The organism is Methanothrix sp., from assembly GCF_030055635.1.
GTDB lineage: Archaea > Halobacteriota > Methanosarcinia > Methanotrichales > Methanotrichaceae > Methanothrix_B.
Window position 1 is genome coordinate 1 of record NZ_JASFYM010000013.1, and the last position, 13,863, is coordinate 13,863.

Annotated in this window: 10 protein-coding genes; 5 read left to right on the top strand and 5 right to left on the bottom strand. The window is 55.7% G+C overall.

Annotated elements, in window-relative coordinates:
* The 3 genes from QFX31_RS06305 to QFX31_RS06315 form a co-directional block, all read left to right on the top strand.
* The coding region (locus QFX31_RS06305; protein ID WP_348531268.1) for a hypothetical protein at window positions 1-651 on the top strand (651 nt) is incomplete at its 5' end.
* 23 nt (window positions 652-674) lie between these two features.
* Complete coding sequence (locus QFX31_RS06310; RefSeq protein WP_348531269.1) at window positions 675-1,769, top strand: hypothetical protein; 1,095 nt, start codon at window positions 675-677, stop codon at window positions 1,767-1,769.
* Between the two features lie 201 nt (window positions 1,770-1,970).
* Window positions 1,971-3,113, top strand: a complete 1,143-nt coding sequence (locus tag QFX31_RS06315; RefSeq protein ID WP_348531270.1) for a DUF1646 family protein — start codon at window positions 1,971-1,973, stop codon at window positions 3,111-3,113.
* A gap of 2 nt (window positions 3,114-3,115) precedes the next feature.
* Here the strand turns inward: QFX31_RS06315 and QFX31_RS06320 are convergent, their stop codons facing one another.
* The 5 genes from QFX31_RS06320 to QFX31_RS06340 form a co-directional block, all read right to left on the bottom strand.
* A complete protein-coding gene (locus QFX31_RS06320; RefSeq protein WP_348531271.1) occupies window positions 3,116-3,304 on the bottom strand; it encodes a hypothetical protein in 189 nt (62 codons plus the stop codon).
* A 77-nt stretch (window positions 3,305-3,381) separates the two neighbouring features.
* Window positions 3,382-3,942 (bottom strand): hypothetical protein, encoded by a 561-nt coding sequence (locus QFX31_RS06325; RefSeq protein WP_348531272.1) that lies wholly within the window; start codon window positions 3,940-3,942, stop codon window positions 3,382-3,384.
* Window positions 3,943-4,442: 500 nt separating this feature from the next.
* Entirely contained in the window at window positions 4,443-4,988 is a 546-nt protein-coding gene (locus tag QFX31_RS06330) for a metallophosphoesterase (protein WP_348531273.1), read from the bottom strand.
* 36 nt (window positions 4,989-5,024) lie between these two features.
* Complete coding sequence (locus tag QFX31_RS06335; protein WP_348531274.1) at window positions 5,025-6,218, bottom strand: sugar phosphate isomerase; 1,194 nt, start codon at window positions 6,216-6,218, stop codon at window positions 5,025-5,027.
* A 314-nt stretch (window positions 6,219-6,532) separates the two neighbouring features.
* Window positions 6,533-7,603, bottom strand: a complete 1,071-nt coding sequence (locus QFX31_RS06340) for a formate--phosphoribosylaminoimidazolecarboxamide ligase (protein ID WP_348531275.1) — start codon at window positions 7,601-7,603, stop codon at window positions 6,533-6,535.
* 238 nt (window positions 7,604-7,841) lie between these two features.
* Here QFX31_RS06340 and QFX31_RS06345 point away from each other — a divergent pair, with 238 nt between their 5' ends.
* Window positions 7,842-9,401 carry a hypothetical protein gene (locus tag QFX31_RS06345; RefSeq protein ID WP_348531276.1) on the top strand — a complete coding sequence of 520 codons (1,560 nt, stop codon included), beginning with the start codon at window positions 7,842-7,844 and terminating at the stop codon, window positions 9,399-9,401.
* Window positions 9,401-13,723, top strand: a complete 4,323-nt coding sequence (locus QFX31_RS06350; RefSeq protein ID WP_348531277.1) for a C25 family cysteine peptidase — start codon at window positions 9,401-9,403, stop codon at window positions 13,721-13,723. The genes QFX31_RS06345 and QFX31_RS06350 overlap by 1 nt, the downstream gene beginning before the upstream one ends.
* Window positions 13,724-13,863 lie beyond the last annotated feature (140 nt).

Genomic DNA, 13,863 nt, shown 5'->3' on the forward strand with positions numbered 1-13,863 from the left:
CAGAAGGTGGCGGGGAATGGTGTTATTGACATAAGCACATCGATCGTGGACAAGAAGATCGCTCTCGAGTACTACAACGTGATGGCCGGCGACGGCGATTTCGAGCTCGACTCCGAGCACCTGCTCTCGGAGAACGCGAGCAAGCTGATGAGACCAGGGCCTTCCAGCAATGTGAGTGATAAGAAGCCTCTCAACCTGTATGAGACATCGAAGATGACCTACTCAGGGAGCACACCGCTCGTCGGTGGCAAGTACCTCCACTCCAAGGCCTTCTACGGAGGCATCGGTGCTGAGGTGCAGGAGGTCTTCGCTGTAACGGAGATGGAGAAGGATCAGACCGTGTACTTCGCATCGACTGATCCCACAGGCCACTGGACCGAGAACCCGCTGAATTCGAGTGAGAAATGGGATGATAAGGCCAAGAACAATCTCAAGTACAACGTGAGCCCGACGCATCTCGTCGGATTCGAGACCAGGAACTACTTCAACGGCACATGGGGCACCGACTCCAAGTGGCACAAGATATTCTACAAGGACATAAAGGATCACCAGTCGTTCACAGGCACATTCGAGGTCGAGAAGCTGATCAAGTTCCACGAGGCGCCGTTCGCTGAGGAGAAGCCCAGCCCGTGCGCAGGCGTCGACTGCTGATCTCCTCTCTTTTTTTTTTTGAGGTGGTTCCATTGATCTGGATTCTGATCCTGGCGCTGATAATTCCAGCATCAGCGACGGTGGAGGAGAGCCCGACAGGCCCACCGTACACAGGTGACTCAGTGTATCCATCGTACCCATCGAGCTCTTTTGCCGTTCCCTCTGCTCCCCCCGCGCCCATCGCTCCCGGAAAGCTTGCCGTCTACGTGAGGCAGACCGGACCACTCCATGAGCGGGACAGGGAGTACACGACTCCTGGGAGAACTTTAGATTACATTGTGACCGTGAGGAACGAGGGTTACACGAACGTGACCGCCACCCTCACAGTCAGCCCTGAGACCTGCGGCATGGACTGGTTCAGCTGGACCTCCACGGAGGTGTTCATACCCGCCGGCGGCGAGGTCTCGGAGCCGCTGCAGGTCACGCCGGCCACAAACGCGCTTGGCGGGGATTACAGGTTCAGGGTCACCGCGACAGCACCAGGCGCAGAATCCTCATCGTATACAGGAAAGTTCAAGGTCCAGGGATTCGATTACGCATCCGAGACGATGATCAGCGGGAGCGGCCAGTTCCAGCTCAGCAAGGATGTCAGGTCGATGAACTCGGGGATAAAATCCAACAAGGACGTCTACTTCAGCGGCAGCGTCGAGGCGCTGGTGAAGAACGAGTACCTGGTCGACCGTGCTAAGGGCAGGAATCCAAACTTCGAGGAGCAGGACGCTGTCGATGACTACGTTGCTCTGGCGCCCGGGGACACGCTCATGGGGAGCGAGAGCTTCAGAAGCTCCATAGCCTTCGGCGGTATCGGCGCGAAGGTGAGGGAGAGCTACAACCTCCAGGCGATGGAGTTCAAGAACCAGAACTTCAACCTGTACCAGACGGGCACTCTGGGGAGAAGCGCCGAGTTCAGGACAGCCGACAACTTCACAGGCTACCTCATGCTCGACGCACGGCAGTCCAAGCCGGGACAGAGGAGCATGAAGGAGCACGAGGAGTATCTGGGGTCGTTTGAGATAATGCGCAAGATTCTGTTCAGAGACCAGCCGCTCAGGAGAGGGTGCATCGGCGGTGCATGCGACTTCATGGAGAACATAAATCTCAGGCTCAAATCGAGCTGATGCCCTGCGGGGCGTCGGCAATTTTTTATACCCATTTTCAGGCGCCCCCATTGAGACACCAGCGGGGTTCTTCTGGGTGCTGATTTTCCCAGAGCCTCTGAAATCGAGCATCGGCTTTTGAAAACCAAAACCATTTAATAGATAAAAACCATCTGGCAACAGACTTTCAGTCTTGTGGGTGTAGAATAAAGAGGTGATTCAATGGCATTACAGCCGACGCCCGTTGATATCGGGCTATTTGCGATAGTTCTGATTGTGCTCGTTGGTCCATTCATGGTGAGAAAGATAGAGCACAACCTGGAGGCGTTTCTTTTCGTGATGGGCGTGCTCGCAGTGACCCTATCTGGATTCGAGAGCAAGGAGGTTCTTGAGCAGATATACATCAACAACCCTGAGGCAGTGGAGAAGATAGGCTGGCACATGGAGCTCGTCATGGAGGCCATAAAGGAGCCGATCATAAAGGGCATCGTGCCTGCTGTCCTGGTTGCGGGTCTGCTCTTCCATTATGGGAGAACAACTGCTCAGAGGGCCATGGCCAGGATCCTTGAGGTAGTTCCCCTGAAGGTTATTGTCTTCCTGATGGTCGTGATACTCGGCCTCTCGTCAAGCATAATAACCGCGATCATAGCATCCCTTCTCCTAGTCGAGCTCGTCAACTGCATGCCTCTTGACAGGAAGACGAAGATAAACGTAGTGATCATCGCGTGCTTCTCGATAGGCCTCGGCGCTGTTCTCACTCCTGTAGGCGAGCCGCTCTCGACCATAGCGATCACCAAGCTTCAGGGCCCGCCATACAATGCTGGGTTCTTCTTCCTCTTCAACAGGCTCGCGGTGTACATAATTCCAGGCTGCCTGGCGATGGGACTTCTCGCGATGTTCTTCACAGGGAAGGCGGCGAAGGAGGCATGTGCAGTTGCAGCTGAGGAGGGCGCAGGCCTGAGGGACGTCTTCGTCAGGGCTCTTAAGGTCTACATCTTCGTCATGGCGCTGCTTCTCCTGGGCGGGGGCATGAAGACCGTCATAGATAAATACCTGCTGACAGTACCGCCCCAGATCCTGTACTGGGTGAACATGATCTCTGCGATCCTCGACAACGCCACACTCACTGCAGCTGAGCTGAGCCCCTCGATGGATATAGTTCAGATCCAGGCTGTGCTGATGGGACTCCTGATATCCGGAGGCATGCTGATCCCCGGGAACATCCCGAACATCATATCGGCAGGCAAGCTCAACATCACGAGCAAGGAGTGGGCGAAGCTAGGCGTACCGCTCGGCCTGATACTGATGGTGCTCTACTTCATCTGGGTATTCTACATACCGTTCCACATAGAGTTCCATCTGTAATTTCATTTTTTATTTATATTTGCTGTCAGATACCATCTTCCCTTCTTTCCCTTCATGAACTCGATCGCATCGTGGTACGAATCGAAGCTCCAGCGCTCTCCGGTGCTGAGGTTCACCAGGAGAACCCCTCCCTCAGGCTTCACGTTTAATGATTCTATCTCATCCCTGAGCCGGCTGTGCTTTCTGTACATCGCATCCTCCAGCGGCATGACGTGACTCAGACAATTTTGTTAAGGCTCAAGATCTCTCCGTCGGGCCGCGCAGAAATTCACACGATCTTCGATGGCTTCCCCTTCGAGATCACATATCTCACAAAATCCACTGACGGAAACTCATGGATTGAAGTGATGAAAATCATGCCCTCGCCGTACCTGCCCGCGCACAGGACCGGTCGCCCTGCAGGGTCCCTGGCGAGCACCTCGAAATCCGCTCCGGGCTCCAGGTATCCGTCGCAGTCACCCGACCCGCCGCAGAGCGGCGCCTCTTCGCAGGAGAAGTTTATCTGTGCAGCCTCGGTGTACTCGCCCCTGTATCTTATCGCGAGCGGCAGCCAGTCATAGTCGTGCTCCGGAACGAGCGGGCCGAATACGACGATGACGCCACCGGAGCGCACGAAGTTCTTTATCCCATCCCTGCAGGCTCTCAGGTGTCTCAGGGCTCTTGAGTACTGCTGGTTCGCGAATCCAGTCGGGATTATCAGAGCCCTGAACCTGGGGAGGAACGGACTGCATAGCATCTCAGGTTTTATGAAGTGAACATCAGCACCCGCCTCCTCGAAGAGCTTCTCGTAGAGAAACGACCTGTCGCAAAGGATCACCGCATCTGGCATGTGGTACCGGTGCGCGGGTACGGTTAAAAATGTTTCACCAGCCCGGAGCACTGGTTGGCATGGCGCGACCCGGATCCGCTCTTCTGATGCTCAGCGATCGCGACTAATAGACCTGCTGCACAACAGAATCCAGCCGCGCAGAAACGGCCAGCGCTGGGCAGTTCCAGAGAGCTGTGGAGCCTGATTCCCTCATCTCTGATTCATCAAAAAGAGAGGATCACTTTGGAGGAACCACGTAGTTCCATCTCCATACCTTGAAGCCAGCTGCCACTATCAGTATGAATATCGCCAGCACGATCAGGGACTGCAGGTATTCCAGAGCTGTAGCTGTATCCATAAAACCACCGCGTGGATGTACCAAACTGATCGCTGATAAACATTTTGGTGTCTGGGGGAGTTGTGGCGTGTGACCTCGCTGGGTGGCAGCTGGCCCCATGGAATCACGCATGCGGTCGAGCTGCGGTTTCTGTGGGCTTCGAGAATCAGCAGCTTCCTTTCGCTCATCCTTCTGGTGGATCCCTCGACCCGTTCAGGTAAAGCGTCTCAGCAAACTGGAGGTAGCTGCACATCGGCCTTCCCACAGGGACGATCCTGAGCGATGCCCGCCCCTCCTCGATAAGAAGCTCTGCCACCGACGGCGGAGAGAGCCTGGGGGAGGTGGGGCTTCCGGGGCATACCATCACCCGCCGCCCATCGCGCTCGAAGATCGGCCTGTGGAAGTGGCCGAAGACGAGGAGATCCACATCCATCTCCTTGGCCATCAGGGCTATGCCGGGGGAATCGGGCGAGTGGGATGGCCTGTGGATGAGACCCACACGCATCCCCTCAACATCAAGCCTCAGACGCTCTGGAAGTGTCCTCCTTACATCCGGATGATCTGAGTTCCCCGCCACTGCGTGCGTCTCCCCAAGAGTCTCAAGATCTGTGTAGACATCCATGCTGACGAGATCGCCCGCATGGAGTATCATGTCATATCCGGACAAAATCTCCAGGAGGCTTTCCGGAATGTGATCAAGATGTGTGTCAGATATCAGTAGTATCTTCATGATGCCTCAGCATGAAGAGAGGGCTTCAGCCACCTGTTACACATGAAGCCTGCGCATCCCGGCCTCGACTATGCCCAGGAACTCGGCGCCGACTGCGACGACGCTGTTCGTGAATATGGATGTGTTTATCTCGAATATCGGGTATCTGTACTTCGTGAACTCGGATACAAGCCAGCTTGTGGTGCTTCTATTGCCCTTAAAAAGGCTCTGGTAGTCCTTCTTCACGGGTATGAAAACAGCATCATCGAGCCTGCCCTTCTCCCTCACAAGCGCCATCAGGTTCGACTCCCTGTTCGCCGTGATCGGCATAACGTCCGCGCCGTTCCTGAAGGCGTTCCTGGCGCCCTCAAGCGCCTCGTAGGTGTTGCCTCCTCCCGTTATTGGTATGTACACATCCCCTATCTGGAAGCTCGGCGTGTTGAAGTCCCGCTCCCAGTAGCTTATCTTGTTCAGATGCGTGAACCTCATCTCGAATGCCCTTGCGACGAGCCCGGATCTTCCGACTCCGCCGATGACATAACGTCCCGATCTGGGAAAGAGCCTGCCGAACCATCTCTCCAGATGCTCCTGGTCCATACCGGCTATGAGCCTTCCGTTCTCCTCGAAGTCCTGTATTGTGGAGCAGTACTCGGGACATCTATCATCATGGTGACCATCCAGCCTGGCCTGTATATCTTTGAAGAGAGCATTGAGGAACGCCAGGACCTCGAGCTCGAACTCGGTGCCCAGTGGCGATAGCCGGGAGCGCCTCTCCTTGTCGGTGCTGTACTTCGTCCTCCCCTCTATCACGAGTATGGTGCCGTTCTCGTAATCCTCCACGAGCCTGTATGCGGTGCCGTTCCTGTTGGCTGTGATCAGCTTGATCTCTCCCTTCTGCCCTATGACATCCTCGATGTACTTGTTCACGGACGGGGTCTCTCCAGAGCCCGAGACCGCTATCCCCAGATTCATCTTTCTCGGATTGAAGTGTCTCTGGACGGGATCCTCCAGGGTGCACGGGAAGACGTTATCGAAGTGGTTCTGGAGGAGCTGAAGGAAGCTGTACAGCGAGAGCGCGCTTCTGCCCGCAGCGAGCCCGTAGACGAACTTGTTTCTCTCTGTATCGCTGAGAAAAGATGCCAGCGACTCTGAGAAGGCTGCGACCTCAGACATATCGAGGCGAAGCAGCTTCTCCAGAAACCCGCACTGTAGCAGTGTTGCCTCCCTGAATATCTCGAACAGGCTGGACATGGTGGGTCGTGATATGAGAAGGTCTGAAGATAAGCTTTTCCGGTGCTCAGAGGTCAGAGAAGATATCAGCCATATGCCCTGTGCGGCATGTGAGAGATCTGCAGGACGCACGCTGCATCTCAGAGACAGAGCGTAACAGGGCGCAAGCTCCTGTCTACACTCCGGAGATGAGGTCACAGGAGCATATGGGCACCGATCAGCTATCGCTTGCTCCTGCGCCTATGCAGCAAGGGGAAAAACAAAGGCAGATGCATCTCTGACCTGTTGCTCTGCATCCTGCACATGCCCGGGATGGATCTCTCCTGAGGATCCATTCAGCTTATGACCTCTCCCAGCGCCCCCATGCTTCTCGCGAGCGCGATCTCCTGGGCGATTCTCCTTCCTGTGGATAGGCCTTTCTCTATTAGATCGGAATACGGCGAGCCGCTTATGAAGAGGTTCGTGCCGGCGACGATTCTTGCAGATATCTCGAAGACCTTGAAGTCCAGGTCATCCGTTACTATCGTCTCGAGGCTGAAAGGACCTATCATGCCGCCGAAGAGCTCTATCGACGTCTCGACGACCCTCTCTCCCAGATCGAAGACCTTCGGAAGAAGCGACTCCCTAAGAACAAGCGGCAGATTTCCTGTCACCACAAAGCTCGGGTATATCCCCGCGGCCTCGAGCTCGTTCACGGATCCTATCCTGAAGATCTCATCAGCGTTGGATTCCACGCGCCTGTCGATCCCGAGCATGTCGAGCGTCCCTCTCCGCAGACGGTAGCCCTTCTCCCTTATTGGGGAGTAGAAGAAGTGGATGTAGTACCTCGTTCCCAGGATGAACTCCTGTATTGTGTATTTCTGTCCCCTCTGGATCTTCGACTGGAACTCCTCCTTGTTCTTGGCTATGAAGAAGCCCTTCCCGCCCTTTGCGCCGTGGTACTTGACTATGACAGGCCTGTCTATCAGCTCTGCGCTCTCGAACCTCATGGGGACGTTCACACCCGCCCTCAGGAGCCACTCCCGCTCCATCTCGCGGTCGCTCTCCCAGGCGAGGCACCTTCGATTCCCGAATGTCGGGACGGGCAGTGCCTCGAAGTTCTGGATGCCGAGATACTCGACCATCGAGCCGTGTGGTATTATTATGGCGTTCTCATCGATCAGACGGTCGCTCTCATCCAGCATGCCCTTATAACTGTCCAGCGACAGAAACGCATCCGGCTTTGCAAGCGGGAAGGCATCATAGAACCTCGGAGGCGGCCCTATGCATATGCCGAGCGTCCGGAAGCCCTCCTGTTTCGCGCCGTGAAATATCTGGAGGCTGCTGTGTGAGCAGACCGTGGCTATGGTGATGTTCTTCAGATCATACCCTTTCAGTATCTCCAAGATCTCCTCTTTCGAAATCATGACTACGACCTTTTCTCCCCTCGATTCAATCCTTTGAAACATGCAGGTTGGCGTCCCACTAGATAATCTCTTCGTTTGGGGAGCGGGAGTATGGAACATCCCGGCCTGCGCATGAGTCCTGGACTTTGGTTGCATCCACATGACCGAAATCTTCAGGGCATCCCTGACACCAGATACTGTTTTATATCTTGATGGAAAGAGTGAACCAAAAGAAAATAGTTGCCACTGTGTGGTCCTGATGAAGCCCATTTACCTCATGCTCATTGTGCTGCTTCTGAGCGGGATCGCCTCCGCCCAGCTTAAGCCGGATCGGGAGCGTTTCGATATCGAGATCCACCCTGGAGAGGTCATACACAAGACTCTGACCCTGACAAACACAGGTGAGGAGCCGGTATCGAGGATAAGAGCCACCTCTGTGGGTGGGGATGCAAAGGATATGATTATGATCGATATACCGAAGAAGAAGATCGATCCGGGCGATGATATGGATGTGGACATCTTTTTCATGGCACCTCCTGAGACGAAGCCCGGACTGTACACGGGATTCTTCTACATCTTCGATGAGACTGCGCCTCCTGTTCTTCCGATAGCCATAAGCTTCAACCTGAACGTCATCGAGAAGGACAGCTACAATGTCGGGCTCTACATAAACGATGCCAGGGAGGCAGGCGGAGAGGTCACCCCTGATGAGCCTGCGGAGTTCGATCTCGAGGTGAGAAACACCGGCAGGTTCAGGGATCTCATCGAGATATACATTCCCGAGGTTCCCGAGGGCTGGCACCCGAAGCTCTTCGATGGGGATAAGGAGATAGATCTTCCATACTCGCTCCCGCTCCCCTCCGGATCGAGCCGTGTTCTGAGCCTGGAGGTCGAGGTGGATGAGAGCGCAAGGAGCGGGTCAATGAGGATCGTGGCAGAGTCACAGGGCAACAGATCGAAGAACGCAAGTGTTGCTGTGAATCTAGATGTCGGGGTTGTGGTCAAGGGTTACAATGTCAGGATAGATATCCCGAAGCGCGTGGTCGTGAACAGGAGCTATGAGGGAAGGATGACGCTCTTCCTGGAGAACAACGTCAGGGTGATGGTCGATGCCATATCAGATCCATCTCTGCTGATCGTGCCATCGAGCATGGTTCTGGACATCAACGGCAAGCTCGGATCCGCGAACTTCACGCTGATCGCGACAGAGCCCTCTGGATACGCGATAGTCTTCAAGATGGTTGATTCGAACGGGGTGCCGTTCCCGCCTGAGATCGTGTATCTGGAAGCGATAGAGCCGTCTGGATTCGCGATGATCACATCGACTGATCCACGGTACACGGCGATGGCCTCTCTGCTATCAGGAAACAACACGACCGTGCCTGTGATTCAGGTCGAGGACAGGGTGAGCAGGGATATCAGGGACAGGCTTCTCCCGTACAGGGATCTGATCATACTGGGCGATGAATCTGTTGTAAGCAGCAGGATCGAGTCTGAGCTCTCTGGCTTCAACGTCTCGAGGATCGCGGGCGCGGATCTCGCCGAGACCTCCTGGATGTTCGCGGACAGGATGTGGTCAAACCAGACTGCAGTTGTCGTCTCAGGGCCAGGCGAGGTGGATGTCTTCAGATCTTATCAGATCGCGAAGCGCTCAGGTCTTCCACTGGTCGTTTGTGGCGATGAGCTCACCGATTCGATCAGGTCGTCTATTGAGAATATGATGGCGAGGGGCCTGGAGAAGGCGATCATCGGGAGCGGGGTGAGCAGTTCAGCGGTGGAATCGCTCAGGGCCATCGGCCTCACCACGGAGGTGTCGTGATGCGCGCCATATGTATAGCAGCAATTCTAGTGCTCCTGGTATCCCAGGCAGGCGCCGTGTTCGAGAGGGGGGCGAAATCAGATTTCGATGAGATGATACTCGTCGGAGGACAGGACTGGCATGCTGTTGTGGCATCCGTGCCGCTCTCGACATGGAGTGAGGATAACACCACAGTGGTGAAGCCGATGCTGATACTCCCGAGGGAGGTGAAGACCGGAAGGCGCCTCGGCTGGGTGGAGGGCACGGATCTCGAGAGGTACGGCATGGATGCGATCCTGCAGTCCATGACCTCGGGCAACGTCTCCGCGATGATAATCCACGGCTCAGGCGAGGACGTCAAGACCCTTGTCAAAACAGCTCAGAAGCAGGGAATCAGGGCGTACATGACCGTATCCCTGGAGCCGGAAAAAGATGAGGAGAAGTGGACGACGACCACACCGGTGGAGGCGAACGACTCGACCCTGGCCGGAATGATCCGCGATGCATTCAGAGGTGTCGAGCTCAGGAAGAGCGTGGAGGAGGGGAACGATACAGAGATCGGGGGATACTCTCTGGACGCAAACGGAAACCGTGGATCTCTCCTGTGTCCTGTGAATCCCAATGTCAGAGAGGATCTCTACGCCAGGATCGAGGAGATCATAGATGATTACAAGGTTGATGGCGTTGTGCTCTACAGGTTCGGCTTCGAGGGAGCAGACTACTGCTTCTGCGATGTCTGCAAGGAGGAGTTCTACAGAGATACAGGGCTGGACCTGACGAGGATAAGGTCCTCGGGATACAACTATCAGAAGTGGCTCTCTTGGAGGGAGCAGAAGGTCCTGGAGATCGCCCGAGAGGCGCGGAACATAACCAGAAATCTGGGACCGGTCGAGCTCGGTGTCGCCATAGACGAACCTTTTGACAAATCGAAGGGCTACAATCTCTATGATCTCTCCAATATCTCAGACTTCGTCGTCGTGTCCTCGGTGCCGGTGCAGGATGCGGAGCTTGCCGCAAGGGTGACTGATACACCGATATATGTGAGGCTCAGCGATGATTACGTCGAGTACATGCTCTCCACGCAGAACGTCGAGGGTGCGTTGAACTACATCGAGAGTCTGGTAAGAGCGGCATGCGATGGTATTGTGTTCGAGTACAACGTCGTTTACACGCCACTCTGGTCGGAGCTCGAGCCGCCCTCGAGGGCCGCGCAGTGGTTGATAAAAGAGCTCGGCATGAGGACGCTTGGCATCGGAGATGTCTCATGGGCATGCAATGATACCTTGAGATACAACAGCAGCGAGGAGCTCGCAGTGCTTGTGAGCAGCCGGTGGAGTTCATCTCCAGGAGCGGTTCTGGTCGGGGATAACTACACAGCTGGGATCCAGGCAGCGACAATAGCCTCTTACCTGAACTGGCCTGTTCTCTTCTTCACCTCCAACATATCGAACACCACGCTCTCGGAGATCGAGAGGCTGGGATGCAGTGATGTGATCATCACAGGAGATGCGCCATCTGCTGTGGTCAAGAGGTTGGAGGAGATAAACGTCACAGTCCACAGAGGCGATCTGGATCTCCTGCTGAACGAGATGAAGGCGCGCAACGATTCTGTCAGATCCATAGTGCTGACAAACAGCCATGACATATCCCTGATACCCCCAAAGCCGGAGAGCAGAATAAAGCGAGCCATCGTCAGGGATCTCTGGGTCACTGTTGAGATGACGCCCGCGAGCATACCCTCCGAGGAGGCCGGTGAGGTTGTGAGGATGAACATAACGCTCAAGAACACCGGCACGGAGCCCCTGGAGGGGATCAGCCTCGTCGACATGTTCGCTAACGGTCGTTATGTGAGAATGCCGATATACTACAAAGGAAAGCTCGCGATAACCGATCCGATATCCAAAGAGCCATCTGATCCGGCAGGCGCATTCTTCAACGGCTCGATACTCACATGGGACCTGGAGAAGCTTGAGCCAGACGAGTCGGTATCCCTGAATCTGGAGGTGGTGGTGTTACACCCGCTGGATGCCGGCTGGGTGCAGCCTCTCGACAGGGGCATGACCGTCAGGTACACCGGCCTGGAGGATAACGTCACGGTGAAGACCGAGAACGATGGGCCGGTCTCTGAGATCACGTATCCGGGAGAGATGCCCGTTGGGACCGCGATAGTCACATGGAACGTCACCGAGCCGCACACCTACACAGCCCTCCGGCTCTTCAGCCCGCACGGTCTTATCGGCCACGTCCGGTTCAGTGCCAGCTCCAGAGGATACCGCGCGGTGCTTCCGATGCCCGAGCCTGGAAGGTGGCTATTCAACATCGAGGTTGGAGGCGGCACAGAGTACCGGACGAAGAACATGAGCATAGAGGTGAAGTCCACGCTGCCGCCGAACAACGTGACGGCTTTCAGCCACACAAAGATACCGAAGCTGTCGCTGGCATCGATGCAGGTCGCAGCTGCAAAGCATGCCATTGTGATGGATGTGGTCAGGGACCCGCAGTACGTGGATCCGAAGGATGTGGAGGAGTGGCTGCGCGAGAGCGTGGAGGAGATGGAGCTAAAGCCGGAGTACCTCCTTGTGGTTGGAGACCCCGGAGCACTTCCGTTCCCGACCACCGGCGTGAAGCAGGAGTTCGAGGGGGATCCCTTCTCCTATGATGTTTACAGGGACTACAGGATAGACATGGACGATGACAACTACACAGAGGTATCTACAGGTAGGTTCATAGGTCTCAGCGTTTACGACGTCTCGCAGATGGTCGCCAGGACGCTGAGCTACGGGAGGCTTCAGGGCAACTGGAAGAACACATCGCTCGTAGTGGCCACGCCTGTGGAGTGGCCGTGGAGCCCTGTACCGATAAGGATAAAGGAGTATCTTGCAGATGCCGGCCTCAACTCAAGGGACCTGCGATGGGAGGAGGCGACCTTCCAGAGGGTCTCGGCGTTCCTGAATAATGGTGTGGGCATAGTCCACTTCGATCACCATGGCTCTGAGAAAGGCTGGGCCCTCTCGAGCTGGGCCATGACAGACTCGTTCCTCGATGAGACCCAGGTCAAGCAGTTCATTCTCGCTCCGCAGTTCACGACGAGCAACTCCTGTCTGAGCTCACGCCTGAAGGGGTTCACGATCAACGTGAGCGGCACCGAGATGTACATACCCATGAGGCTCGACGACTCGATAGCCCTCGCGTTCGTCAGGGCTGGCGCAGTGGGCTATGTGGGCTCATCCGCGCTTGTGTGGATATACGTCTCAGAGGACTACAACAAGCGCTTCTACCAGGCGCTGGTATTCGAGAATGCAACCGCCGGAGAGGCGCTGAGCCGGGCTGAGAACCTGTACATCATGAAGATGAAGGGTGCGGAGAAGATATCCTTCGAGAGGATAGAGGAGATGCTGCCACCCTGGGAGTACTCGATGAAGGAGATGATGAACCAGACCGCGAGCAGCTTCATGCTCTTCGGCGATCCTGAGTTCAGGCCGTATCTTCCAAAAGTGCCGGAGCTTCCGTACAGGGTAGATGCGGTGGCGGGCAACGATACCGTTTCGGTCTCCGTCTCCCCGATCTCAGAGCAGGCCACGGACTGGCTCTACTGGCTCGGCGTGGACAGCACCGACGGGGAGGTCAGCCTCAACGCGCCCCCTGCGATCGTAGCGGAGGTGCTGCTTCCAAGGGATGCAGAGGATGTTGTTGTTAAGGAGGGTTCAAGGGTCATATGGCATACGGAGGATGTCTCAGGAGAGCACAAGCGTGTGATGTGGCCCCTCATCAATCCACGCCTCGGAGATACGCGAAGCTTCTCAGTGGAATACCGCGTAATCCCCGAGGAGGTCCAGATCATAAACATCACAGCCGGCTGGAACGCGGTCTCCATCTACGTCAAGCCAAAGGATCCGCGCGTGGAGAAGTACATCAAGGGCAAGCCGTACCGCGGTATATTCACGGTGTCTGATGACGCGTGGAGCTACTCGCTGAAGGACTCGGCGATTACGAACATAACGGCCCTCGAGCCCGGAATGGGCTACATAATCGACAGCTACGATGATTTCACCATTAAGATATCCGGTAAGCCTGTTGAGCGACCTTACAGGCTCAAGCTGAGACCCGGCTGGAACCTGATAGGGCTGCCTGTGAACGAATCGCTGGCTCCCATGAACATCACCGTCAACACAGAGCACCGGCGGTACAGCTTCTCCGAGGCTGTCGAGAAGGGACTCATCTCAGCATTCATGTGGAAGTATGAGGATGACGACTGGAAGCCGCTGAAGATGGATGAGCAGATGGAGCCGGGGAGGGCGTACCTGATGGAGGTCACGAAGGAGTGCAGGCTGGAGTTCAGGTGAGTTCATGGGGCATACATCCCCACACAGGAGTCTGCTCGTATAACTCCTGCTGGAGGACAGCGGGCGCTTCTCTATTCAGTCGGATCAACAGCACCGAGCTCTGCATCTTATGCTCACGAGATGCTGAGGCAATTCAGAGA